25 protein-coding genes and 1 tRNA gene are annotated in these 23,134 nt (G+C 59.8%); 14 read left to right on the top strand and 12 right to left on the bottom strand.

All coding sequences use genetic code 11. From position 1 onward, the window contains the following. Positions 1 to 92: 92 nt before the first annotated feature. From N4R57_17275 to N4R57_17265, 3 genes are all read right to left on the bottom strand, one after another. Positions 93 to 290 carry an Arm DNA-binding domain-containing protein gene (locus N4R57_17275; GenBank protein UYV36724.1) on the bottom strand — a complete coding sequence of 66 codons (198 nt, stop codon included), beginning with the start codon at positions 288 to 290 and terminating at the stop codon, positions 93 to 95. A gap of 397 nt (positions 291 to 687) precedes the next feature. Further along, on the bottom strand, positions 688 to 1,017 hold the full coding sequence (locus N4R57_17270) for a VOC family protein (GenBank protein ID UYV36723.1): 330 nt from the start codon (positions 1,015 to 1,017) through the stop codon (positions 688 to 690). 281 nt (positions 1,018 to 1,298) lie between these two features. Beyond that, positions 1,299 to 1,388: transfer RNA gene (locus N4R57_17265), tRNA-Ser, on the bottom strand. Between the two features lie 143 nt (positions 1,389 to 1,531). Between N4R57_17265 and N4R57_17260 the strand changes: the two genes are divergently transcribed. The 10 genes from N4R57_17260 (at position 1,532) to N4R57_17215 (ending at position 10,221) form a co-directional block, all read left to right on the top strand. Continuing rightward, positions 1,532 to 2,578 (top strand): TRAP transporter substrate-binding protein, encoded by a 1,047-nt coding sequence (locus N4R57_17260; GenBank protein UYV36722.1) that lies wholly within the window; start codon positions 1,532 to 1,534, stop codon positions 2,576 to 2,578. Between the two features lie 7 nt (positions 2,579 to 2,585). After that, the gene (locus N4R57_17255) at positions 2,586 to 3,101 is read left to right on the top strand and encodes a DUF309 domain-containing protein (GenBank protein UYV36721.1); all 516 of its coding nucleotides are present in this window, start codon (positions 2,586 to 2,588) and stop codon (positions 3,099 to 3,101) included. A gap of 27 nt (positions 3,102 to 3,128) precedes the next feature. Next, on the top strand, positions 3,129 to 3,569 hold the full coding sequence (locus tag N4R57_17250; protein ID UYV36720.1) for an acyl-CoA thioesterase: 441 nt from the start codon (positions 3,129 to 3,131) through the stop codon (positions 3,567 to 3,569). A 73-nt stretch (positions 3,570 to 3,642) separates the two neighbouring features. Further along, on the top strand, positions 3,643 to 4,635 hold the full coding sequence (locus N4R57_17245) for an SPOR domain-containing protein (GenBank protein UYV36719.1): 993 nt from the start codon (positions 3,643 to 3,645) through the stop codon (positions 4,633 to 4,635). 14 nt (positions 4,636 to 4,649) lie between these two features. Beyond that, positions 4,650 to 5,819 carry a D-alanyl-D-alanine carboxypeptidase gene (locus N4R57_17240; GenBank protein ID UYV36718.1) on the top strand — a complete coding sequence of 390 codons (1,170 nt, stop codon included), beginning with the start codon at positions 4,650 to 4,652 and terminating at the stop codon, positions 5,817 to 5,819. Further along, entirely contained in the window at positions 5,816 to 6,457 is a 642-nt protein-coding gene (tmk, locus tag N4R57_17235) for a dTMP kinase (GenBank protein UYV36717.1), read from the top strand. Before N4R57_17240 ends, tmk begins: the two co-directional genes overlap by 4 nt. After that, positions 6,454 to 7,614: a DNA polymerase III subunit delta' gene (locus N4R57_17230; protein ID UYV36716.1), complete on the top strand. Its 1,161-nt coding sequence runs from the start codon at positions 6,454 to 6,456 to the stop codon at positions 7,612 to 7,614. The genes tmk and N4R57_17230 overlap by 4 nt, the downstream gene beginning before the upstream one ends. 23 nt (positions 7,615 to 7,637) lie before the next feature. Next, positions 7,638 to 8,444, top strand: a complete 807-nt coding sequence (locus N4R57_17225; GenBank protein ID UYV36715.1) for a TatD family hydrolase — start codon at positions 7,638 to 7,640, stop codon at positions 8,442 to 8,444. After that, a complete protein-coding gene (locus N4R57_17220) occupies positions 8,444 to 9,241 on the top strand; it encodes an MBL fold metallo-hydrolase (protein ID UYV36714.1) in 798 nt (265 codons plus the stop codon). The genes N4R57_17225 and N4R57_17220 overlap by 1 nt, the downstream gene beginning before the upstream one ends. A gap of 50 nt (positions 9,242 to 9,291) precedes the next feature. Beyond that, on the top strand, positions 9,292 to 10,221 hold the full coding sequence (locus N4R57_17215) for an AEC family transporter (protein UYV36713.1): 930 nt from the start codon (positions 9,292 to 9,294) through the stop codon (positions 10,219 to 10,221). Positions 10,222 to 10,236: 15 nt separating this feature from the next. Here the strand turns inward: N4R57_17215 and N4R57_17210 are convergent, their stop codons facing one another. The 5 genes from N4R57_17210 to lgt form a co-directional block, all read right to left on the bottom strand. Then, the gene (locus tag N4R57_17210) at positions 10,237 to 10,875 is read right to left on the bottom strand and encodes a Hint domain-containing protein (GenBank protein UYV36712.1); all 639 of its coding nucleotides are present in this window, start codon (positions 10,873 to 10,875) and stop codon (positions 10,237 to 10,239) included. 459 nt (positions 10,876 to 11,334) lie between these two features. Then, a complete protein-coding gene (locus N4R57_17205) occupies positions 11,335 to 11,484 on the bottom strand; it encodes a hypothetical protein (GenBank protein UYV36711.1) in 150 nt (49 codons plus the stop codon). A gap of 272 nt (positions 11,485 to 11,756) precedes the next feature. Next, a complete protein-coding gene (gene pgeF, locus N4R57_17200) occupies positions 11,757 to 12,512 on the bottom strand; it encodes a peptidoglycan editing factor PgeF (protein ID UYV36710.1) in 756 nt (251 codons plus the stop codon). Next, on the bottom strand, positions 12,509 to 13,570 hold the full coding sequence (locus tag N4R57_17195) for an SAM-dependent methyltransferase (protein UYV36709.1): 1,062 nt from the start codon (positions 13,568 to 13,570) through the stop codon (positions 12,509 to 12,511). The genes pgeF and N4R57_17195 overlap by 4 nt, the downstream gene beginning before the upstream one ends. After that, the gene (lgt, locus tag N4R57_17190; protein ID UYV36708.1) at positions 13,567 to 14,454 is read right to left on the bottom strand and encodes a prolipoprotein diacylglyceryl transferase; all 888 of its coding nucleotides are present in this window, start codon (positions 14,452 to 14,454) and stop codon (positions 13,567 to 13,569) included. Before lgt ends, N4R57_17195 begins: the two co-directional genes overlap by 4 nt. A 94-nt stretch (positions 14,455 to 14,548) precedes the next feature. On the opposite strand from lgt, the gene N4R57_17185 reads away from it, so the two are divergent. From N4R57_17185 to N4R57_17175, 3 genes are all read left to right on the top strand, one after another. Then, positions 14,549 to 14,797, top strand: coding sequence for an accessory factor UbiK family protein (locus tag N4R57_17185; GenBank protein UYV36707.1), 249 nt, complete (start codon positions 14,549 to 14,551; stop codon positions 14,795 to 14,797). Between the two features lie 229 nt (positions 14,798 to 15,026). Beyond that, entirely contained in the window at positions 15,027 to 16,928 is a 1,902-nt protein-coding gene (locus N4R57_17180) for a hypothetical protein (protein UYV36706.1), read from the top strand. 149 nt (positions 16,929 to 17,077) lie between these two features. Continuing rightward, positions 17,078 to 17,443, top strand: a complete 366-nt coding sequence (locus tag N4R57_17175; GenBank protein UYV36705.1) for a hypothetical protein — start codon at positions 17,078 to 17,080, stop codon at positions 17,441 to 17,443. Positions 17,444 to 17,451: 8 nt separating this feature from the next. On the opposite strand, the gene rimO is transcribed toward N4R57_17175, so the two are convergent. The 4 genes from rimO to N4R57_17155 form a co-directional block, all read right to left on the bottom strand. Beyond that, positions 17,452 to 18,861: a 30S ribosomal protein S12 methylthiotransferase RimO gene (rimO, locus tag N4R57_17170; GenBank protein ID UYV39608.1), complete on the bottom strand. Its 1,410-nt coding sequence runs from the start codon at positions 18,859 to 18,861 to the stop codon at positions 17,452 to 17,454. A gap of 278 nt (positions 18,862 to 19,139) precedes the next feature. Continuing rightward, positions 19,140 to 19,733 carry a GcrA cell cycle regulator gene (locus N4R57_17165; protein ID UYV39607.1) on the bottom strand — a complete coding sequence of 198 codons (594 nt, stop codon included), beginning with the start codon at positions 19,731 to 19,733 and terminating at the stop codon, positions 19,140 to 19,142. Positions 19,734 to 19,847: 114 nt separating this feature from the next. Next, positions 19,848 to 20,708, bottom strand: coding sequence for a DMT family transporter (locus N4R57_17160; GenBank protein ID UYV39606.1), 861 nt, complete (start codon positions 20,706 to 20,708; stop codon positions 19,848 to 19,850). A 397-nt stretch (positions 20,709 to 21,105) separates the two neighbouring features. Continuing rightward, a complete protein-coding gene (locus tag N4R57_17155; protein UYV36704.1) occupies positions 21,106 to 21,525 on the bottom strand; it encodes an ankyrin repeat domain-containing protein in 420 nt (139 codons plus the stop codon). A 411-nt stretch (positions 21,526 to 21,936) separates the two neighbouring features. On the opposite strand from N4R57_17155, the gene N4R57_17150 reads away from it, so the two are divergent. Continuing rightward, on the top strand, positions 21,937 to 23,121 hold the full coding sequence (locus N4R57_17150; GenBank protein ID UYV36703.1) for an aspartate aminotransferase family protein: 1,185 nt from the start codon (positions 21,937 to 21,939) through the stop codon (positions 23,119 to 23,121). The last annotated feature ends 13 nt before the right edge of the window (positions 23,122 to 23,134 follow it).

The raw sequence follows: 23,134 nt of genomic DNA, 5'->3' as shown, positions 1-23,134 counted from the left end.
ACTGGTCATATGCGCATTAAATCTTGGATTCAGCCCCTGTTTGGCCATGCGGCGATATTCCAGCGCCCGCTCCCGCGCTTGATGCAATGTCACTAAGTCTGCGCCACCAAGACCAAAATCTGTCCGCAGGGGGCGCCTTTTTTGTTCTTCTGCCCCTTAACCACGACCCGCACGATCCAGCGCCTCGCCCCCGACGGATCAACAACCAGATAGAGTCCGTTGCCATCTCCGTGACGACCAGCGTTGAGGTTTTCCACCAGTTCCTTGGTCAATTTGCCAGTCAGCGCCATAGAAAAAATACCACATTTAATACCACTCAATGAGCAAATATAGAAACAACCGAAGGAAACTCAAGTAAATCGAGGGTTGGTTGTAACCCTATAAAATCATTGAAGAACTGATACCTAAAGCGGTTCTCTTAAATTCAACAAAATGATAAGGTGGCGGAGGAGGTGGGATATTCCGATGGGCCGGACAAACCTATTGAACTATATGAGTTTATTGACCTATTTCGGCGCCTAGGTGTGGAAAGGAAGTGTGGTAAATGGCTCGAACGAAGAACCCTAGCTATCTCCAGAGACGCGGTAATATTTGGTAGCCCATTACGCCCGCAACGATCGGCAGGTTTGACGTGCCGCAGCGCAGCATTTGATATGCCCAGTGGATGACCGCAATGGGCCGAAACCGTCACTCTCGGATCGTGCGACTTGACACCAGAATCGAATTCTTGGAAGGGTTCTCGGCGTTGGCAAATTCATATCTGCCAGCCTTGTGAATCTTGATAAATTCAAGCCCGTCAGCCCTGGCAACTTCGCAAAACGCCGATATGTTCTCAATGTCGAATACGAGCTTCACCAAAGCCTGCCTTTCTTTCTGTTTTGCCGCCGCCGGGTGCAAAAGCAGTGATATTCCTGAGGTTTGCGCCCTTATCTCTCCCAAAGGATCATTCAAAGCGCCCAAGCCAGACTGCGTTTGAAAACCATCGGTCCTGGGCAGGTATTTAGTGCGGTTTTGCAATCGGAAGCTCGATGTTCTGAAGCCTATAATCAAGAGTGCTGGAAACCTGTTCCGATACCGTCTATCCGCCTCACCGAACAAAGTATTCAGTTTATGGAATGTTATGGCTGTAAAGGCAGCGTAGAATCGGTTGTCGTCTTTTCGAAGCGGCCTCCGAACTTCTTCGTCGGTTTCTTGAGTACCTGAAGTGTGGAAAAGAGGTGTGGAAAGGGAGTGTGGTAAAGCGTCCCTATGGGAGATAATCTTTTGTTTATGCTTGAAAATTTGCGGCCGATTGTTGGTGGCGGAGGAGGTGGGATTCGAACCCACGGTGGGCGTTAACCCACGCCGGTTTTCAAGACCGGTGCATTCGACCACTCTGCCACTCCTCCGGTTCTGACGCTCCTAAAGAAAGGAAGTTGATTCTGAAAGAGTGAGAATGCGGGTGTGCGAGCCAACAAAGAGGCGAATCTGTTGCAATATAAGGAAAGATAGGCACTATATTGCAGATTAGATGCATGTCAGGGAGGAAAACATGTCGTTTAGAAGGGAACTTTTGAAATTTGTAGGCGGGGCAGCGGTGGCTGCGTTGGCTTTGGGAGGGGGCGTGGGGGCCGGTTGGGCGCAAGAGGTGACGCTTAAGCTGCACCAATTCCTGCCGCCGCAGGCCAATGTGCCGAAACTCGTTCTGGATGTATGGGCTGACAATGTCGAAAAAGACAGTGGAGGCCGGATCAAGGTTGATCGCTATCCATCGATGCAGCTTGGCGGTAAACCTCCTGAATTGATGGATCAGGCGATTGATGGTGTGGCTGATGTGGTCTGGACCGTAGTTGGGTATACGCCTGGCCGCTATCCCAGCACCGAGGTTTTTGAACTGCCCTTTATGGTGAAAGACGCGCGTGCCGCGTCATATGCTTATTGGAAGCTCTACGAAAGCCGCATGAAAGACTCTGAGTTTGCCAATGTGCATATTCTGGGTACATGGGTGCATGGCCCGGGGATGATCCACACCAAAGAGCCGGTGATGCAGCCGAGTGATCTTCAGGGGATGAAGATCCGTGGCGGCTCTCGGTTGGTGAACCAACTTCTTGAGCTTGTAGGCGCAACTCCGGTGGGCATGCCGGTGCCTGCGGTGTCAGAAGGCCTATCCAAGGGCGTGATCGACGGCACCACCATCCCTTGGGAGGTTACCTCGGCGTTGAAAGTGCCAGAATTGGTGGGCAACCATACCGAGTTTGAGGGCGCAGCGCTTTATACGCTGACCTTTGTTTTGGCGATGAACAAGCCCAAGTATGACAGTCTTCCGGATGATCTGAAGGCCGTGATCGATAAGAATTCAGGGCTTGAATTCTCGGTGTTCGCTGGTGGTACGCAGGCCGATTCCGATGGTCCCGCGCGCCAGATCGCGGTGGACCGAGGAAACAAGATCATCACGATCGACGAGGCCGGCACCGAGGAATGGCGAAAGTTGGTACAGCCGATTTATGACAGCTGGATTGCGGACATGAAGGGACGCGGTATCGACGGGCAAGCATTGATCGACGAGGCGCGCACCTTGATGGGAGAGTACAAAGGCTAAGCCAGACATGGGAAGAACAAGCCCGGCATCATTTGGTGCCGGGCTTTTGCATGGTAAGATGGCGGCGATGAACGACACCGGAACAAGACAAAACCGACCGCCCTATGCCTATGTGCCGGGGCAAACTCCGCGCCATGCGGAGGCGGCATTCGACAGCATTTGCGAAACTGCGCGTGGATCAGATGGGATCGCTGCGCTTGAGCGCAGTGAGGCGTGGCGAACTGGGTGGGACTGGTTGCGCACCGGGTATTATTGGGAGGCACATGAGCTTTTCGAAGCCGTCTGGATGGCTTTGCCGCAAAATTCGCGCGAACGACAGATGGTGCAGGGGCTTATCCAGGTGGCCAACGGCCAGCTTAAGCGCAAGATGGGCCGCGAGAAGGCTGTGAGCAAGATTATCAAACGGGCTGAAGAGCACCTGCGGGCGTGCAGCGCAAGTGGCCAAGATGTTCTGTTGGGCGTTCCGGTGGCGACGCTTGAAGAAATGGTTGCGGCGCTGCACCTACCGCAGCGAGATAGATGAGGCCGACAGGTCAGAGAAGGAAGAGCAATGACGAGCAGCTTTGCCGACGAGGCGTATGAGCATGAAATTCGGGTGACATGGGGCGATTGCGACCCGGCAAAGATTGCCTACACCGGACGCATTCCGAATTGGGCGCTGGATGCGATCAATGCTTGGTGGGAAGCGCATCTGGGTGGTGATGGTTGGTTTCAGATGGAGCTGGACCGGGGCTATGGCACGCCATTCGTGCATATGTCGCTTGATTTCCGCTCGACCATCACGCCGCGCCATCGGCTGATTTGCAAGGTGGCACCGACCAAGTTGGGAACCAAGTCGATCACCTTCCGTGTGGAGGGATATCAAGACGGAACTCTGTGCTTTGAGGGTAATTTCGTGTGTGTCTTCATTGTCGCCAAAAGCTTTGCACCACAGGCCGCGCCAGCGGAAATTCGCGAGATTGTCGAACCTTTGATCGTTGAATACTTGTGAATGCCGTCGAATTTTCGCTTATGGTGTGACGCAGACTTTCCATAAAAGAGACGAACGGCTACACTGCGCGAACATGCCACCTGCAATGACGCGGGAATGGCGTGAAAACAATGGCAAGAACAGCCACCGGAAAACCGGGGCGCAGGCGAGCAGAGGACGAGGCATGGGTTTCGTGGGGATCAGAAAACGGACCGCTTTCGTGGCCGGAAAATCGGCGGTTTTCCTAAGTGTGGCAGTGGCCCTTGCTGGGTGCCAGGACGGCCAGACCTTCAACCCTTTCCAAAAGAAAGCGCCCGAGGAGGCCGCAGCACCGGTTGCCAAAAAAAGCAGCGGCAAAGTGGTTGAGCGCGATGTGGAGGTGCCCGAGGTGTTCCAGAAGACCGAAGCCGGACTTTGGGATGGGCGACCGTCTCTTGGTGGAGTCTGGGTGGCGCACCCAGATGTAAAAGAACCCGAAAGGGTGATTATTCGCAACACTGCGAACGGCAAATTCGTGGTTGGCGCATTGTTCCGGCGCGAACGTGAAAACCCCGGCCCGCGCTTGCAGGTATCGTCCGACGCAGCCGATGCGCTTGGGATGTTGGCGGGGCAGCCGATGCAATTGAATGTCACAGCCCTTCGTCGTGAAGAAGTTGAGGTCGAGCCGCCGGCGGCGGCCGCGCCTGCACCTGCGGGAGAGTTGAAAGCGCCCGCTGATGTGAAGGCCGAACCGCTTGATCCAATCGCTGGTGCGGCTGCGGCCATTGCGAAAGCTGAGAAGAAGCCAGCGGCACCAGCCGCCGCGGCGTCAGCTCCTGTACCGAAACCCAAGGCGAAACCAAGGGCAAGTAGCCTGAGTAAGCCATTCATTCAGATCGGCATCTTTAGCGTTGAGAAGAATGCCAACAACACTGCCACCGCTATGCGTCAGGCCGGAATGATTCCGACGGTGAAACGTCAGAAGCTAAATGGTAAGGCGTTCTGGCGAGTGCTGGTCGGACCGGCGAATACCAGCGCGGATCGGGCGGCCCTGTTGAAAAAGATCAAAGCATCGGGCTTTACTGACGCATATTTCGTAACGAACTGAGCCTGAGTCGCCTTATGAAAACACTTATTGCCCGATTGCTCTTCGGTGTTGTCGCCATTGCGATGACCGCCATGTCGGCGGCTGCGTTCGAGACCCGTGCGCGCGCTGCCTATATCTTGGACCAGACCACCGGAACGGTTCTGTTGGCCAAGAATGCCGACACGCCGTTGCCGCCTGCGTCGATGTCCAAACTCATGACGCTTTACGTTGCCTTTGAGGCAATCCGCCAGGGACGTCTTTCGCTGTCCGAAAAGTTGCCGGTGTCGAAACACGCAATGAACTATGGCGGCTCGACCATGTTTTTGGACACGACCGATCGCGTGGTGGTCGAAGACCTGTTGCGTGGGATCATTGTCCTTTCGGGCAATGACGCCTGTGCGGTGATCGCCGAAGCTCTGAGCCCGGACGGAACCGAAGCCGGGTTTGCGCGCTTTATGACTCAGCGGGCTGTGCAGATGGGGATGACCAACTCCACCTTTGTGAATTCAAATGGCTGGCCTGCGGCAGGCCACCGGATGAGCATGCGTGATCTTGCGCTGCTGGCCAATCGGATCATCTCGGACTTCCCAGAATACTATCCGATGTTTGCCGAAACCGAGTTCAAGTTTGATGGGCGCGCACCGCAGAACACGCGCAATCGCAATCCGCTGCTTGGGCTTGGCATCGGTGCGGACGGGTTGAAAACGGGTCACACAAACGAAGCGGGCTATGGGCTCGTCGGATCGGCAGTTCAGGGCAATCGGCGGGTGATTTTCGTGGTCTCGGGGCTCGACACTGCACAAGCGCGAGCGCGAGAGGCGGAGGCGATTGTCAATTGGGCCTTCCGCCAGTTTTCGGAAAAAACCGTGATTGAGAAGGACAAGATCTTGACGCAGGCGCCGGTTTGGCTGGGCGATGCGCCGAGCGTGGGGCTGGCGGCAGGAGAGGACGTGAAAGCACTGGTGCCGGTCACCTCTAATGGCAAGGTCGACGGTGAGATTGTCTATCAGAGCCCGGTGCGCGCGCCGGTCAAGAAGGGTGACAAGCTGGCAGAGTTGATCGTGCGGCCGGAAGGCTTGGAAGAGATGCGCGTGCCGCTTATGGCTGCTGCGGATGTGGCGCGAGGCGGATTTACTGTGCGTGTGAAAACGGTTGCCATGATCTTGCTGGATCGGCTGAACAAAGGCCCAGAGGGGGCGTTTTGAGCAGCACGGACAGCAGCCCAAACGGGCGCTTCATCACTTTGGAAGGCATCGACGGATCGGGAAAGTCGACTCAGGCCCGTCTATTGGCCGAGCAATTGCAGGCGCGTGGTTTTGACGTCGTTTTGACACGCGAGCCGGGTGGATCGCCGGGGGCTGAGGAAATTCGCGCTTTGGTGCTTGAGGGCGACCCAGATCGGTGGTCGGCCGAAACCGAATTATTGCTGTTCACAGCGGCGCGGCGCGATCATTTGGAACGCACGATACGCCCAGCATTGGGCGCGGGCAAAGTGGTGATCTGCGATCGGTTTGTTGACAGCACGCGAATGTATCAGGGGCTAAGCCGGGGAAATTTGCGCTCCAAGGTAGATGCGCTTCACGATCTGATGATCGGGGTCGAAGCGGACCTCACCCTTTTGTTCGACATGGACCCGGAGGTCGGGCACTCACGGGCCAAAGCGCGCGAAACTGTAGAAGAGCGGTTCGAGGATTTCGGAGCCGGTCTTCAGGTCAAGATGCGCCAGGGGTTTCTGGCGTTGGCCGAAGAATTCCCGACGCGGTTTTCAATCATTGATGCGGGACGTTCTATTGACGCAGTAGCCGAAGATGTGGCGCAGGCGGTGCTGGAGCATCTGCAATGAGTGATGCAGAGCAGCCTGAGCCGGACCGGATTGCTGGGGCTCCGCACCCGCGCGACACGGTAGAGGTATTCGGGCAGGCAGAGGCAGAGCGTAAGTTTCTGGAAGTGTTCAATGCAGGGCGGTTGCATCACGGTTGGTTGCTGACCGGGCCGCGCGGAGTGGGTAAGGCGTCGCTGGCGTGGAGCATTGCGCGGTTTTTGTTGGCCACACCGGATGCAAATGATGGGCCAAGCCTGTTTGGCGATGCGCCAGAGAAACCATCAACTCTGCGCATCGACCCGGAACACCCTGTGGCACGGCGGATCGCGGCAAGGTCAGAGCCGGGGCTGAAGTTGATCCGGCGGGGCGGGTCGGGAACGAGCGAAAATGACCGTCACAAGAATTTTCTTGATGGCAAGTTCTCTCAGGAAATCCGGGTATCGGAAATCCGCGAATTGACTTCGTTTCTATCGTTGTCGGCGACAGAGGGCGGCCGCCGCGTGGTGATCGTTGACGCCGCGGACGAGATGAACACGGCGGCGGCAAACGCCTTGTTGAAAATGTTGGAGGAGCCGCCAGCACGCACGATACTGTTGTTGATTGCGCACCAACCATCGCGGCTTTTGCCGACGATCCGGTCGCGCTGTCGCGAATTGCGGCTTGGGGCGCTTGCGCCTGATGATCTGGCGCGTGCGTTGACCCAGGCCGGCATTGCGCCGGAACCGGGGCAGGAGGCGGCGCTGGCGGCGCTTTCTGCTGGGTCGGTGGGTGAGGCGGTGCGGCTGATCAATCTTGGTGGGTTGGCGATCTATTCTGAGTTGGTGCGATTGTTGGCGGATTTGCCGAACCTTGACAGACCGCGCGCGATGGCGGTCGCGGATGCGGCGGCGGGGCGGGGCGCGGAGACGAAGCTCGATCTGTTGATCGGGCTGATCGAGACGTTTTTGGCGCGAATGGCGCGGAGTGGTGCGATGGGGGTTGCGCCAACGCCAGAGGCCGCCAATGGCGAGGCGAAACTTTTCGCGCGGCTGGCTCCGAATGCGTGGCAAGCACGGCGCTGGGCCGAGTTGGAAGAAGAGTTGGGGCAGCGGATGCGTCATGGTCGGGCGGTCAATCTTGACGCTTCGGCCCTGATCCTTGATACCCTGTTCAAAATACGAGAAAGGGCCGCGGGATAAGCGCCGCCCGACGGAGCCCATTGATGAGCGATACTGTCCAAATTACCGATAGCCATTGCCACCTCGATTTCCCGGATTTCGATGGCGAGCATGATGCGTTGATTGCAAGAGCGGCAGAGGCGGGCGTTGCGCGGATGGTAACGATCTGCACGCGGCTTAGGAACGTGCCGCAGGTGCGCGCGATTGCGGACGCGCATGAGCCGGTTTTCTTTGCCGCAGGCACCCACCCTATGAGTGCAGCAGAAGAGCCTATGGCGTCGGTTGAGGAGCTTGTCGCGCTGGCACAGCATCCGAAATTTGTCGGCATTGGGGAAACCGGGCTGGATTACCACTATACCGCCGAAAGCGCGACGGTGCAGCAAGAGAGCCTTTTGCTGCATATCGAAGCTGCGCGGCGCACGAAGTTGCCGTTGATAATCCATTCCCGCGCGGCGGATGAAGATATGGCACGCATTCTGAGCGAAGAGCACGGCAAAGGCGCGTATGGTTGTGTTATGCATTGCTACTCGTCTGGGCCAGAGCTTGCGCGTGTGGCGCTGGAACTTGGATTTTACCTGTCGATGTCGGGGATCGCGACCTTCCCGAAAAGCCAAGAGGTGCGCGACATCTTTGCCGCCACGCCGGTGGAGCGGATTTTGGTGGAAACCGATGCGCCATACCTTGCGCCGCCACCCTATCGCGGCAAACGCAACGAGCCAGCGTATACCGCACATACGGCGAAAGTGGGGGCTGAGGTGTTTGGCATGGATTACGCCGACTTTGCCGCCCAGACCGAGGTAAATTTCGAGCGCTTGTTCTGGAAAGCCGCGGCTTATGAGGTGGCAGCGTAATGGGAGAGATGCGGTTTACCATTCTTGGCTGTGGCTCGTCCGGTGGGGTGCCGCGATTGGGCGGGCATTGGGGCGATTGCGACCCGACCAACCCCAAGAACCGGCGCCAGCGGTGTTCGATGCTGGTAGAGCGGATCACCGATGACGGCACAACGCGGGTATTGATCGACACCTCGCCCGATTTGCGCTCGCAATTGCTTGACGCGGAGGTTGGCGCGCTGGATGGTGTGGTCTGGACCCATAGCCATGCGGACCATGTGCACGGGTTGGATGATTTGCGCATGATCGTGTTCAACATGCGCAAGCGCTTGGATGTCTGGGCCGATGGCGACACGCAGAACGATCTGTTTTCACGCTTTGGCTATGCCTTTGTGCAACCCGAAGACAGCCCCTATCCGCCGATCCTGAATATGCACACCATCCGTGGTGATGTGGTGATCGAGGGGGCTGGCGGTGCGATTACCTTTCAGCCGTTCAAAGTGGGGCATGGATCAATTGATGCGCTGGGTTTTCGGATCGGTGACTTGGCCTATTTGCCCGATGTGGCCGAGATGACAGAAGAGGCGTGGCGCGCTGTAGAAGGGCTGGAATGCTGGATCCTCGATACGTTGCGCCGCGATCCGCACCCGACCCATTCGCATTTGGCGAACTCATTGGAATGGATTGCGCGGGCGGCCCCGAAACGCGCGGTGCTGACCAACATGCATATCGATCTTGATTACGACACGCTCGAAGCAGAAACGCCGGACCACATCACACCTGCCTTTGATGGCATGGTGTTGAGCTTTCCGGAATGAGCCGGACCGAGCCGCATCGGTGCCAAGCAACAAACGGAAAGGTTTGAGCGATGCAAGCGTTGCTGAACGTGATCCTTCCCGTTTTTCTGGTTATCGGGTTCGGCTATGCCGCCGTGTGGCGCGAAATTTTGAGCGAACGCGACATTGATGGGTTGATGCGCTTTACGCAGAACCTCGTTTTTCCGGTGCTGCTGTTCAAGGCGATTGCGACGCTTGACCTTGGGGCGAACTTCGACGCGGCTTTGTTGGTGAGCTTTTACACCGGGTCGATCGTAAGTTTCAGCTTCGGGCTGATCGGGGCGCGCTATCTCTTTAAGCGCGAATGGGAGGATGCGGTCGCCATCGGCTTTGGCTGTCTGTTTGCTAACTCTCTGATGCTGGGGTTGCCGATTACGGAGCGGGCGTTTGGCGCCGATGCTTTGGGCCCGAACTATGCCATTGTCGCGATCCATTCGCCAATTTGCTATGGTATCGGGATTACCGCGATGGAGATCGTGCGGGCGCGAGGGCAGTCCATGGCCAAGCTGCCGGGAACTGTGCTCAAGGCGATGTTTCGCAACGCGCTGATCCTTGGGATTACCTTGGGATTTGCGGTCAACCTGTTGGCTGTGCCGGTGCCGGATCTGGTTATGAGCGCGGTCGAATTGCTGACGCGCGCAGCGCTGCCGGTGGCGTTGTTCGGGATGGGCGGGGTGATGTTTCGATACCGCCCGCAAGGCGACATGAAAGTGATCGCCTATGTTTGCTTCGCGGCGCTTGTTTTGCATCCATCGGTCGTTTGGCTGATGGGAACGGCAACGGGATTGAGCAAAGGTGCTTTCCGCTCTGCCGTGTTGACCGCGTCGATGGCGCCGGGGATCAACATCTATGTGTTTGCCTCGCTTTATGGGCGTGGGCAACGCGTGGCCGCGTCAAGCGTGCTGTTGGGCACTGCTTTGTCGGTGTTCACAGTCTGGGTTTGGCTGGGCGTCCTGTCGTAAACCGCGAGGCGGGTTTTAGGGCAAGCTCAGTTGATCCAGTGTACCAGCACCGGCGCGGGGCTGACAAAGCGAGCCGAAGCCGTCTTCGCTTTTGATATGTGGAAAAAGCGACAAAAAGAGCGCCCGCGCATTATGGCCCATCTCACGCAGGAGTGTCAGGCCCGGATGGAAGCTTTCTACGTCGAGGCCAGCTGCATTCAGGATGGCGTGACGACCAAGGCCGATGTGATAGAGCGCAATCGGGGAGGGGGTGATCTCGATCACGTTGACGCCGTCGATGAAAGCGTGTGGCGGGGTGAGCACAGTCGTTTGCAGCGCGTATTCGCGCAGTTCCGCAGGGCTTCGCGCAAGGCGGGAGGCATGGCCAAGCAGCAGATCAGGCATAGGACGGGCGAGGCCGAAGCTGTCGGCCATGATACGGGTTAGCTTTAGCTGAGCCGGGGTATGAACCGGAGCTGTTGGCACAAGCATCATACGCCCGATCCAGAGAATGGGCTGGGCGATGCCCTCTTGCGTTTCGAGCAATGCCCCGGGGGCGAGGTCTTCGACGGCGCAAGGCCCATTCACGGTAGAAATCATGGTGCCACGCGCGAAGGCGGCAAAAGCCGATTCAAACGCAATAGAGGCGGGAGCGACATGGTCGGAGTAAGACACGCGCCCACCTTTGCCCAGTGACGCAACCTCGTATTTGCGCATGAGAGTTTTACGCCGAGGTTGCGCCGGTAATGCGGCGGAGGGATGAGAGAGTTGATCAGGTTCGGAGGGAACCCTGAGAGGGGATGTCATGTGCAAGGCCTTTCAGCTTTGTCACATCCGCGCCGGCCCCCACCGACAACGACAGAAGGACTTGATGGTTACGTTATGGCCAAAATGACGTAATTGAGCGGGGATTGTCAAAGTATTACCAACATTGATGGAGCAACTGAGATCAATCCCGCGAGGTCCGCTGGATTGTTTCCGCACCATGGCTGTCGCTGCCATATTTCGATTCGAAAGCGGCAGAGGCGGCACAAAAAAACCGGGCCACCAACTTGGCGACCCGGCGTGTTTACGCATGTACGGATGGTCCTGGAAGGGGACCGGTTGGCGCCCTGGAGAAGCGCCGGGGGGAGGTCAGGCCGTTTTGGCCTGGAGGGAATTTGTTTTGCGCGTGGCAACAAGGCGTGCGCGGCGGGAGCCGCGTTGCCATGGCAGGGCGGGTGTTTCTTCCTGCGCGGTCTTGAGGATGGATTTGATCCAGCGTTTTTGCGTCTTGGGTTTCATGGGTTCGTCTCCTGCGTTTGCCGCATCGATTTGTTGCCTCGTTGGAAACAAAGATGACGTAGCTTTGAGGCGATGTTTTGACTTTTACGAAAATAGTTGGTGCCGGTTCAGGACGCTAATGCCGCGGAATAGGGCGGTCGTGCCGCAATGTTAAGATGCTGAAAGTATTTGAAAAAGAGATGTCCATTTCACCAATACGCGCAGAATAGGACGATTGTTTCCGCCAGATTAAGGCGATCCGTGGGCGAGGTTGGGCCGCAATTCGGCCAGAATCACAGACGGATGACCGAGATCAGGCGACCGTAATCAGCTTCGCCTTTGTGGGTGGTGCGGCGGTAGCTGAAAAACTTGTCGGGATCGCCATAGGTGCAATGGCGGGTCCATTCGGCGCTTCCGACACCGGCTTGGCGCAGAAGGTGCAGGCCGAAACCGGGAAGATCGAATTGCACGCGGTCGCCTTGGCCACCGGCGAAGAAGCGGCTGTTGTCGGCGTCTTCAGCCATGAAGCTGTCAAGGAACTCGGGCCCGACTTCATAGGCGGCCTGACTGATGCAGGGGCCAATGACGGCGGCGGTGTTGGCGCGATCGGCGCCGAGCTTCTCCATCGCGTCGAGCGTGGCTTCGAGAACGCCGTTGAGAGCGCCTTTCCAGCCGGCATGGGCCGCGCCGACAACGCCGGCCTTGGCATCGGCAAAGAGCACCGGCTGACAATCGGCGGTCAGGATGCCGAGGGCGATGCCGGGGGTCGCGGTAACCATTGCGTCGGCGCGGGTTTGTGCATCTTGCGGCGTGGTGATCGTGACGACATCGGGCGAATGCACCTGATGAATCGAGACGAGGTGGTCGTGCGCGACGCCCATTTCATCGGCCACGCGGGCGCGGTTCATCGCGACGGCCTGGGTTTGGTCGGAAGAGCCGGGGCCACAGTTGAGACCTTGGAATATCCCCGAGGACGAGCCGCCCTTGCGGGTAAAAAACCCGTGTTTAACAGGGGATAGAAGGTTGGATGTGAGCAGTTGGAGTGTCATGTTTCCAATCCCGGTGGCGGGGCAGATTTGCGCGGGAACAGTCCCAGCACCTTGAACAAGGTCCCCATTTCTTCGGGGTGGGTCAAGCGGCGATGTGCGGCGATATGAGCGTCGAGCGCATCATTGCTGAGCTTGGTTGCGAGGGCTTGCGCGCGTGCAGTGATGCCAAGCCGTTCCAGAAACACCCCCTGTCCGGTGAGACGGGTATGCGCGCAGGGCGCGGCAGTGGCGAGGGCTTCGAAGTCGACATGCGCGGTCAGGTCGGCGGTGCCGGGGGCGGCAAGGGGGGCGGTTGCTGCGTGATCGTGCAGGGCTTGGAAGGTATCACCAAGAGAGCGCCAGTCGCCATAGTCGATCAAGAGCGCTGCGCCGCCGTTTGCTTCGATCCTTGCGCCGATCTGGGCGATGATGGGGGCGGCTTGGGGGCAGAGTTCGACCACGTCACCGTCGCGCGTGTCGGCGAGCCGATGAGCGAGCGCGGAAAGGGGTTCGGCGCCTGTCAGGCCGAAGGTGAGGGCGTCATTTTCCAGCCCGATGACACGTTCGCTCCAGCCTGCGCCGGCGCGTTGGAATTGACGGATGGGAAGGGCGTCAAAGAACTCATTCGCGACAAGAAACAGCGGGGCGTTGGGCAGGTCGGCGGTTTGGGTGGTCCAGTTGACGACATGAGGTTTTAGGGTGTCGCGCTGGATCTCGGTCAGGGTGGGCGAGGCTTCGACCAGCCAGATTTGAGCGGCGTCATGGAAGCCCGGAACCCCGCGCGTAGCGCGCAGGATGTCGGCCATGAGGGTGCCGCGACCGGGGCCGAGCTCGGCCAGTGTGAAGGGCTTTGGCGCCCCTTGGTCGATCCATGACTGGGCCAGAGACAACCCGATAAGCTCCCCAAACATTTGGGAAATTTCCGGTGCAGTGATAAAATCACCGGCAGCGCCGAGGGGGTCGCGGGTGGCGTAATATCCGTGCTCCGGATGGAACAGGCACTCGGCCATATAGTCCGAGAGGGGCAGCGGGCCGCGGGTGGCGATCAGAGACTTCAGGATGTCGGTAAGTGGTGTCATGCCAGAGGGCTACGGCGCGCGCGCAGGATCAGGAACAGGCCGAACGCCAGCATCGGCAGCGACAGGATTTGCCCCATGGTGAGACCGTATCCGCCAAAATGGAAGGCGAGGCCAAGCGGGTTGCCTTGGGTGACGAATTGGGCATCGGGCTGGCGGGCGAATTCAACGATGAAACGCGCCAAGCCGTAGCCTGCAAAGAAGGTGCCGGAGATCAGGCCGGGACGCTTGAGACCGCCACGCCGCCAGACCAGCCAGAGGATGATAAGACCGAGGATCAACCCTTCGAGGGCGGCCTCGTAAAGTTGCGAGGGGTGGCGGGCGCAGAGGCCAATCACGCCGGGGCAGTCTTGCGCGGCTTGGCCGGGGAAGGCGACACCCCAAGGCAGGTCGGTGGGACGGCCCCAGAGTTCGGCGTTTATGAAGTTCGCGATGCGACCCAAAAACAGCCCCCAAGGCACGCCGAGGGCGATGGTATCGGCCGCAGGAAGACGGGGAATCTTATGGCGCAGCGTAAACAGCCACGCCGCCACGACCACCCCGAGGAAGCCGCCGTGAAAGGACATGCCGCCCTGCCAGACCATCAGGATTTCCGATGGGTTTTCAATGTAATAGCCCGGCCGGTAGAAGAGCACATAGCCCAGCCGCCCACCGAAGATCACGCCGAGAATGATCCATGTTAGCAGGTCTTCGACATGGGCCGGGGTCATGGGTGGCTCGCCACGCCAGAGCGCCTGTCGTTTGAGCGCCGCGATGCTTAACCGCCATGCGATCAGGATGCCTGCGATATAGGCCAAGGCATACCAGCGCAGGGCGATGGTGATGCCGAAATGCTCGAACGAGAAGAGGTCCGGCGAGATGTTTGGAAAGGGGATTAGCGCGCTCATGAAGCGAGTTGTGACGACGTTTCATGGGGGAAGTCAAGCTTGCGATTACAGCGATCCATGCCCATATAGGGACAAGGTAAAGCGGGAGAGTCCGATGCAGACGCGTAACAAGATTCTAGACGATATTTCTCATCTGATGACCAACGCGATGGGCGTGGCACAGGGGGCCAAGGACGAGGCCGAGACGGCGATGAAATCGCTGGTGGATCGCTGGCTGGCGGACCGTGATTTCGTGACCCGGGAAGAGTTCGATGCGGTGCGCACCATGGCCCAGAAAGCCCGCGAAGAAAACGCGGCGTTGAAGGCCCGGCTCGACGCGCTGGAAGCGAAAGACTCAAAGTAATTCCGCTGCTGTTAACCTTTGGCAGAAAGCGGAAATAGGGGGGGGTGACATCGGGCTGACTCCCGGCTGCCGCCGGTGTCTGATTCTCGACGACGCGCATTTATGAACGCAGCGTGCGCAGAGGGCGGGGTTTGCGCAACGATGATCGCTTGAACCTTGGCTCTGAAACCCTCAGACTGTGGCCAACGATATTTCGTTAACTTTGTTGGTTCCCTGAGGAGAATTATCCGTGGCCATAAGATCCTATGCCCTCCCGCTTTGTTCCCTTGCTGTCAGCTTCAGTCTCGCGGCGCCGCTTGCTGCGCAATCGGTGGAGGAGGCCAAGACCGATGTTCTTTCAGCGCTGTCGACGCCGTTGCCCATCACCATCATCGGGCCGCTGTTGACCCGCGACGTGGCGGTCAGCGAAGAGGGCGGCGGATTCCGCGCCACGTTGCAGGACACCACCTTGATGGGCTTGTTCCCGTTCGGCGATGTGTCGTTCCGCATGGACCCGCTGGACGATGACAGCTATCGCATCACCGACCTGACGTTTTCCAGCACGCTGGAGTTTCCGGGGATCGGCACGCTCAGCTTCTCGGGGATGGAATTTGACGGGACGTGGTCGACCAAGTCGCGGTCCTATTCGGCGCTGAAGTGGCTGACCAATGATGTGAAGTTCACGCCGGACATGGGCGCGGCGCCGGCCAATACGCCGGAGCCACAGGCGAGCATCTCGCTGGGCAGTTTGATGTTTGATGTGCTCAAGGAGCCCGACAGCACCAATACCGAAAGCAAGTTCGAGATCACCGCAGGCAATGTGGCGATGATCGGCATGGGGCCGCAGAATGTAACGCTGGGCGAGGTTAGAGCGCTGTTGGCGGCGAATGGCGACAAGCCGGTCGATCTTTATTCGGTGCTGCGCGAGGTTCTGATGCTTGGGACCGTGCGCAATGGCGGCGCGCATTTGCAGACGCTGGGTCAGAGCCTGTTGGGCAACACCTATGACACCGTGACGCTGGATCTGAGCGCAACCAATCTGAACATGGCGAGCGTTCGCCGGCAGAACGAATATTTTCAGGCCGGGACGTTGCATGCGACGGCGGCGTTGAAGGACGTGCAGCCGCGCACATGGGGCGGGGCCGAGATCGTTTTGCGGTTTGGCAATGTCGACCAGCGCGAGGCCCTGCCGGATTCGGCGCTGCGGGTGGGCGAGGCGGTGGTGCGCTTCACCACCGAAGAGCTGCCGGTGGCGGATATGATGGCCACCTTCATGACGCTGGGCAACCCGCCACGCCGCCGTCCGGTGGATGCGACGGCGCTGCTCAATGGGCTCATGGAGTTCGGCAAGCTGGAGATCGCGAGCGAGGGCAAGAACGTCTGGTTTGATGCGCTTTACCATCCCTATCGCAACGGCCAGCGCGCCACCGAGGCAGAGTCGGAATTCGCGCTGTCTTTTGACAGCTGGGGTGTGAACTTCGGGTTGGCGGGGCTGAACCGGAACGAAGGCACGCTGAGCGTGGGCACGGTGTTTTCCGGCGGCAAGATGATCCCCGGCGAAAGCGCACCGGCAGATGTTCTGCCGCATCTCAACGCGTGGTTCCCCAAGGAGCTTGCGATCACGTCGAGCGTGACGAAGCTGAACGAAGGTCTGCTCAAGCAGATGTTCAAGGATGTGACGATTCACAACCTGCAAGAGCCGGTCGAGATCATCACGCCTTTGGTGATCTATGCGGCGTCGACCGTGATGGAGATGACGTCGGGCATGAATGTGTATGAAACAGGGCTGTTCCGGCTGGAGCAAGAGGGTAGCTATCGCTTTTACCCGTCCGAGGTTCTGAGCTTGTTCCCCTATGAGGGCGAGGCGACGATGCGGATGACGGGTCTTCCCGAGCTGCTGGCCTATTTCGATGACACGATGGCAAAGGTGCGCCCCGGATCGTATGAGGTATCGGGGCTGAGCGCTGTGAAGTCCGGCCTGATTGTGCTTCGCAACCTTGCCAAAGAGGGCGACGGCGGCGCGTTGGAATGGGCGGTCGCGCGCTCTGACATCAGCAAGCGCGAACTCACGTTGAACGATGTGACGCTGCGCTATCCCGACTTTGCGCAATACATGCCGATGTTTGCGTTCATGGGCGCGATGCGGTTCTGATCCTTCGCACCATTGAGTGAGATAAGCCCCCGCAGGTTTGGCCTGCGGGGGTTTTGTTTTGCGGCGGGTGTCAACGGCGAAGGCTTTTGTTCGGGATCAAAAATGCACTAGGCTTGGGGCATTGATTTTGAAGTGAAAGGGATTTTCCAATGCGCAGACGTCGATTTTTCATGAGCGCGGTGTCGGCCGCGATGCTGTTGCCGCAGGGAGTAAGCGCGCAATCCGAGAGCGGCCTGGCCGCAGGCAACATCACCGGATTTTACAAAGCCGAGGGGCGAAACCCCGATGGCTCGCGCTATAGCGGGCAAGTCTCGGTTCAGGAGCAACCGGGCGGGGGTGTCGGCTTTGCCTGGACCGTTGGCAACCAGAGCTACACCGGCATTGGCCGCCGCGAGGGGCGGGTGGTGACGGTGAACTGGGGCTCGGATGCGCCGGTGGTTTACGTGGTCATGCCGGATGGCTCGTTGCACGGAACGTGGAGCAATGGTCGGGCGTTGGAGCGGTTGGTGAAGTAACCGCCCGCTTAGCCGTTGAGCCGGCCCCAGAGGTCGTATTCCCCCGCCTCATCCACCTCGACCGAGACGATCTCGCCCACGGTCAGGCCTTCGGTGCCTTCGTCAATAAACAGGTTGCCGTCAATCTCGGGCGCGTCGGATTTGGTGCGGCAAGTGGCGATGCCGTCGTCGTCGATGTCGTCGATGATAACGTCCATCGTCTGACCCACCTTGGCGGCGAGTTTGGCTTCAGAGATGGCTTGGGCCTTTTCCATGAAGCGGTCCCAGCGGTCTTGCTTGATCTCGTCCGGGACATGATCGGGCAGGGCGTTGGAGCGGGCGCCATCGACGTTTTCATATTGAAAACAGCCGACGCGGTCGAGCTGGGCTTCGTCCATCCAATCGAGAAGGGTCTGGAATTCGGCCTCGGTCTCGCCGGGGTAGCCGACGATGAAGGTTGAGCGCAGGGTGATGTCCGGGCACAGCCCGCGCCATTCAGCGATGCGGTCGAGCGTGCGTTCGGCGTGGGCCGGGCGGGCCATACGCTTGAGCGTTTCGGGGTGGGCATGTTGGAACGGGATGTCGAGGTAAGGCAGGATGAGCCCCTCGGCCATCAGCGGGATCACTTCGCGCACATGCGGATAGGGGTAGACGTAATGCAAGCGGGTCCATGCCCCCAACGCGCCTAGATCACGGGCTAGCGCGGTGATGGGCTGTTCGCCCGTGGGGCGCGCGTCGCGCGGCCAGTCGACGCCATAGGCCGAGGTGTCCTGAGAGATCACCAGCAGTTCGCGCACACCGTTTTCAACCAGCTTTTCGGCCTCGCGCAGAACCGCCTTGTGCGGGCGCGATTGCAGGCGGCCACGCATCGACGGGATGATGCAGAACTTGCAATGGTGGTTACAGCCCTCGGAAATCTTGAGATAGCTATAGTGGCGCGGGGTAAGCTTGACGCCGGAGGCAGGCAACAGGTCGACAAACGGGTCCGGGTCGGGCGGCACGGCGGCATGCACCGCGTCGAGCACTTGCTCGTATTGGTGCGGCCCGGTCACGGCGAGAATATTGGGGTGATGCTCGCGAATATAGTCCGGCTCGGCGCCAAGACAGCCGGTCACGATCACCTTGCCGTTTTCGCTCAGCGCCTCGCCAATCGCTTCAAGCGACTCGGCTTTGGCGCTGTCGAGAAACCCACAGGTGTTGACGATCACCGCGTTCGCGCCGGAGTAGTCAGGCGAAATGCCATAGCCTTCGGCCCTAAGGCGGGTGAGGATGCGCTCGCTGTCGACAAGAGCCTTGGGGCAGCCAAGGGAGACCATACCAATGGTCGGCTGATCGGCGCGGCGCGCTTCGCTAAGCGAGGCACGGGCAAGGTCGGGGCGGAGGCTGGGCGGGTTTTGCATGGCGCGGATATAGAGCAGCGACGCGCCTTGGGGAAGCATCAATCCGGAATCGCAGCGGAGGTTTGCGAAACGGCAAGCGCCAGAGAGCCAGCGGAAGGGCCGAACACGAGCCGGCAAATTGAGTATTTGGACCATGAAAGAAACGCAGGCGCTGAAACATCTCAGCGCCTTTGAGCTTTCTCTAAATCCTCAATTCCGCCGTTCTACAGCCCGCTTCATTACATGCTGAGAAAAGAGCAACGCCGCGTGCAGGTGGCGCCGAGCGAAGCGAGGCGCCCCCCGCGACGCCGTAGGCGGCGCAAAGCCTGTTCAACGCCTTAGCGTTTGCGGTCGCGGCGGCTCGACATGGGCTGGAACGCGACGCCGACATGGGCCTCGCAATAGGGTTTGCCAGCTTGCACAGGCAGACCGCAGAACCAGAAGTCATCGGTCGCCGGGTCGCCCACGGGCCATTTGCAGGTCCGCTCGGTCAGCTCCATCAGGCCAAGGCGTTTGGCCTTCTTCTCGATTTCGCTCACCTTGGCGAGCGCTTCGGGGCTGATCTCGTTTGCCGAGGGTTGCGGCGGCAGGGGTTGGCCTGCTGGAATAATCGCTTTGCGCGCCGGGGACATGGCGGGTTTGGCCAGGGCAGAGGGTGCGGCGCTGGTCGCGGGCTCTTTGGCCGGTTCCTTGGCCGCGGGTTTCGCCTTGGGTTTGGCGGCGACGCGTGGCTTTGCCTCGGGCTTGGCGGCGGGTTTGGGTTTGGCTTCCGTCTTGCTCCCGGCGGAGCGGTTGGACAGGCCCAGCCGGTGCACCTTGCCGATCACCGCGTTGCGGGTCACCCCGCCCAGTTCTTTGGCGATCTGGCTGGCCGACTGGCCTTCGCCCCACATCTTTTTCAGCACTTCAACGCGTTCGTCGGTCCACGACATGACATATTCCCATTTGGAAAAGGCGGCCATCACTTGCGGGGCCGCCTGGTAATTCGGTCAGCGTCCTATTCTAAACATAGCGACGGTCAGCGCAAGGCGCATCTGGCCTTTTATTCAAGGGTTTGTTCGCGCCCGCGCCAGCCGCGCCGCGCGGGCCTCGCGCCAAGCAAGGAGCGCGGCGCCCAAGATGATGATCGCCGCGCCGAGGAGCGAGGCCGCATCGGGCCGGTGCCCGAACAAGGCGGCATCGAACAAAGCGGCGAACACCAGCGTTGCATAGGCGAATGGCACCACGAAGCTAGCTTCGGCCCGGCGCATGGCGTTGACATAGCAGGTCTGAGCGATGGCCATGAACACGCCGGTTCCAGCCAGCGCCCCCCATTGTGCTGGGCTGGGTGGTGCCCAGAAGAAGGCGGCTGCGATCGTGGCGATGATCAGCCCGAAGCTGTTGTTAATAAACAAGATTTGCAATGCGCTCTCGCGCCCGGACAGTCGTTTGATCAGCACGATTTCCAAGCCCATCACCACCGCCGCCGCCAGAGCGAGAAGTGCCGCGGGCTGAAAGCTTGTCGGGGTTGGGCGCAACAGCACCAGCGCCCCAAACAGCGCCACCCCGGCGGCGATCCAGCGGATGCGCCCGACCTTTTCCCCCAAGAGCGGAATGGCGAGCATCATCGCAAAGACCGGGCTGAGAAAGCTGATTGCCGTGGCATCGGCCAAGGGGATGAAAGCGACGGCGGCAAACATCAAGCTGACCCCGCTCCAGCCCGCAAGGGTGCGCGCGGCATGAACCCGCAGGTTGGGCGCGGTGATTTTCAGGCGCAGGATCGCGGCGGTGCTGGCCACCACGATCCAGGCAAAGAGGAACCTGCCGTGGCTGATCTGTAGCGGATGCAGCGGTTCGCCCAATTGCGGGTCCGAGGACAGTTTCGCCATCAAGGTGGCCGCCGCGATGAACACCGAGGCCGCGAGCATGAATGTCACGGCGAGGCCGTGGTTTGGGGCGAGTGGTTCCGACATGGGCCGAGTGGGTAGCGGTTTGGCGCGGCGGAGCAAGGGGGAAAGTGGGGGCGGGCGCAGTCGCAACGGTGTTTTAACGCGCGTGATGTGGGCGCATGGTCGCGATGCCTGTTTTCCTTTGCCGCGCGAGCGGAGGTGTCAGCACAGGCAGATAAGATTTTGCCTAGATCTGGGGCGCCCGATGCGTCTGCTGATGCCCGGCGCGCGCGTGTTCATTGCGAAGCTGAGGGGCGAGACCGCGCGGCAAAGCATGGGCATGGCCGCAGGTTTTGCGACCATGAGGTTTGGGGTCGCGATCATCGGGTGACGCGCAATTGTTCGTTGCATAAGCGGTGATCGCGGGGCCGTTGGTTTAAACCGCGCTCCGTTTCAGCATCGCGGCGCTCACTTCGAGCCCTTCGAAATACTCAGGCACATCGCCGTTGTCTTCGGCCAGTTCCTGCGAAAGCCATGCGGCCAGCCCGCCCTGTGGTCCGGCCATCGGGTCAGCGCCGTATTGCAGCAGAAGTTTCAGCTTTTGCGGTTCTGGCGCGGCCAGCATCAGGGCGGTTTCGCCACTCGCAAAACAATTGGCGGTTTCGCCGCTGAGCACTTCATTGGGGTTCGCCCCGGCACGCAACAGGGCGCGGACTTCGGTAACCGTGCCATCAAGGATCGCGGCCAGCAGCGGAGTGCGCCCCCAATTGTCGCGCGCTTCCAGCACGTTATGGGCGGCGTTGATTTTTGCGGGCGTGCCGCGCACGGCATCAAGGATATGGATTTGTGCGGTCATGGGGTGGCGCCTTTCAGGCTTGGTCTTTGTTTCTCGATTGGCAACAAACTGTTCCGAGATTTGGGCGCAAAAGCGGCGGGCTGCGGGCGGACCAGCGGCAAGGTTTGGGAATGTTGGTGGCAGGGGGCGCCGCATGCGTGCGGCTAGGAGCGGGCAGGATCAGGGCGCGCGCGGCCCCCTCTTTACAGCGGCGAGAATGGCCGCTAGACGGGGTGCCATGAGCAAGCAACAGCATATCACCGCCACCCGACGCCGACGTCGCAGCGCCTGACCCGGCGGGCCATTTGGCCCGTGGGATGCCCGTTCTTGTTCATTTGCCGCGTCTTGATGCGGTGCCAACCCCCAAAAATTATTGACGAAACGCCCCGCCTGATGCACTCAAGGGGGCTCTGATCCAAAGAGGATAAGCTGATGATCCCGTCTGTTTTGCCGACCTACAATCGCGCTGCGCTAGAATTCGTGAAGGGCGAGGGCTGCTGGTTGATCGAGCGTGACGGGCGACGTTTTCTCGACCTTGGCTCAGGGATTGCGGTGAACGCGTTGGGGCATGCCCATCCGGCGCTGACCAAAGTGCTGAGCGATCAGGCGGAACAGCTTTGGCATGTCTCGAACCTCTACCATATCCCGCAGCAACAGGCGTTGGCCGATGCATTGGTTGACAAGACCTTTGCCGACACGGTGTTCTTTACCAATTCGGGCACCGAGGCGTGCGAACTGGCGGTCAAAATGGCGCGTAAATACTGGTACGAGCAGGGCGCGCCCGAACGGGTCGAGATCATCGGTTTCGAGGGCGCCTTCCATGGTCGGTCTTCCGCCGGAATCGCTGCCGCAGGGTCGGAGAAGATGACCAAGGGCTTCGGGCCCATTCTCCCCGGCTTCATTCACCTGCCCTGGGGCGATCTCGACGCGCTCCGCGACGCCGTGAGCGAGACCACAGCCGCGATCATCGTCGAACCGATCCAGGGCGAAGGCGGCATCCGCCCGCTCGCCGATGCCGATCTGAAAGACCTGCGCGCGATATGCGACGAAACCGGAACGCTGCTGATCCTCGACGAGGTGCAATGCGGCATGGGCCGCACCGGTCGCCTGTTCGCCCATGAATGGGCCGGCATCACCCCCGACATCATGATGGTCGCCAAAGGCATCGGCGGCGGCTTCCCCTTGGGCGCTGTGCTCGCCAGCGAACGCGCCGCCTCCGGCATGACGGTCGGCACCCATGGCTCCACCTATGGCGGCAACCCGCTCGGCTGCGCCGTGGGCGCCAAAGTGCTCGAAATCATCTCCGAGCCCGATTTCCTCGCCACGGTCAACGCCCGCGCCGGCCTGTTGCGTCAGAAACTCGAAGGCCTGATCGCCGCCCACCCCGAGGTCTTCGAAGAGGTGCGCGGCGCGGGCCTGATGCTCGGCATCAAATGCCGCGCTGCCAACATGGACGTGGTGAACGCAGGCTATGAAAATCAGGTCATCACCGTGCCCGCCGCCGACAATGTGATCCGCCTGCTGCCCCCGCTCAACATGAGCGAAGACGAGATCGCCGAAGCCGTAACCCGCCTCGACGCCGCGGCAAGCGCTGTCTCTGCTGCTTCATCTGACTGAAAATATCCCGGGG

It is taken from the genome of Rhodobacteraceae bacterium D3-12 (assembly GCA_025916135.1).
Lineage (GTDB): Bacteria > Pseudomonadota > Alphaproteobacteria > Rhodobacterales > Rhodobacteraceae > JAKGBX01.
The sequence above is the reverse complement of the archived record's forward strand: the minus strand, read 5'-3'. Positions and strand labels throughout refer to the sequence as shown.

Bases quoted from the DNA above. Each gene is read 5' to 3' on its own strand.
- N4R57_17185 (UYV36707.1), top strand. From the start codon at position 14,549: ATGCAGACGCGTAACAAGATTCTAGACGATATTTCTCATCTGATGACC.
- N4R57_17225 (UYV36715.1), top strand. From the start codon at position 7,638: ATGAGCGATACTGTCCAAATTACCGATAGCCATTGCCACCTCGATTTC.
- N4R57_17275 (UYV36724.1), bottom strand. From the start codon at position 290: ATGGCGCTGACTGGCAAATTGACCAAGGAACTGGTGGAAAACCTCAAC.
- N4R57_17240 (UYV36718.1), top strand. From the start codon at position 4,650: ATGAAAACACTTATTGCCCGATTGCTCTTCGGTGTTGTCGCCATTGCG.
- N4R57_17230 (UYV36716.1), top strand. From the start codon at position 6,454: ATGAGTGATGCAGAGCAGCCTGAGCCGGACCGGATTGCTGGGGCTCCG.
- N4R57_17260 (UYV36722.1), top strand. From the start codon at position 1,532: ATGTCGTTTAGAAGGGAACTTTTGAAATTTGTAGGCGGGGCAGCGGTG.
- N4R57_17150 (UYV36703.1), top strand. From the start codon at position 21,937: ATGATCCCGTCTGTTTTGCCGACCTACAATCGCGCTGCGCTAGAATTC.
- N4R57_17160 (UYV39606.1), bottom strand. From the start codon at position 20,708: ATGCTCGCGGCCTCGGTGTTCATCGCGGCGGCCACCTTGATGGCGAAA.
- pgeF (UYV36710.1), bottom strand. From the start codon at position 12,512: ATGACACTCCAACTGCTCACATCCAACCTTCTATCCCCTGTTAAACAC.
- N4R57_17195 (UYV36709.1), bottom strand. From the start codon at position 13,570: ATGACACCACTTACCGACATCCTGAAGTCTCTGATCGCCACCCGCGGC.
- N4R57_17205 (UYV36711.1), bottom strand. From the start codon at position 11,484: ATGAAACCCAAGACGCAAAAACGCTGGATCAAATCCATCCTCAAGACC.
- N4R57_17250 (UYV36720.1), top strand. From the start codon at position 3,129: ATGACGAGCAGCTTTGCCGACGAGGCGTATGAGCATGAAATTCGGGTG.
- N4R57_17165 (UYV39607.1), bottom strand. From the start codon at position 19,733: ATGTCGTGGACCGACGAACGCGTTGAAGTGCTGAAAAAGATGTGGGGC.
- rimO (UYV39608.1), bottom strand. From the start codon at position 18,861: ATGCTTCCCCAAGGCGCGTCGCTGCTCTATATCCGCGCCATGCAAAAC.
- N4R57_17215 (UYV36713.1), top strand. From the start codon at position 9,292: ATGCAAGCGTTGCTGAACGTGATCCTTCCCGTTTTTCTGGTTATCGGG.
- lgt (UYV36708.1), bottom strand. From the start codon at position 14,454: ATGAGCGCGCTAATCCCCTTTCCAAACATCTCGCCGGACCTCTTCTCG.
- N4R57_17245 (UYV36719.1), top strand. From the start codon at position 3,643: ATGCCACCTGCAATGACGCGGGAATGGCGTGAAAACAATGGCAAGAAC.
- N4R57_17220 (UYV36714.1), top strand. From the start codon at position 8,444: ATGGGAGAGATGCGGTTTACCATTCTTGGCTGTGGCTCGTCCGGTGGG.
- N4R57_17155 (UYV36704.1), bottom strand. From the start codon at position 21,525: ATGACCGCACAAATCCATATCCTTGATGCCGTGCGCGGCACGCCCGCA.
- N4R57_17255 (UYV36721.1), top strand. From the start codon at position 2,586: ATGGGAAGAACAAGCCCGGCATCATTTGGTGCCGGGCTTTTGCATGGT.
- N4R57_17175 (UYV36705.1), top strand. From the start codon at position 17,078: ATGCGCAGACGTCGATTTTTCATGAGCGCGGTGTCGGCCGCGATGCTG.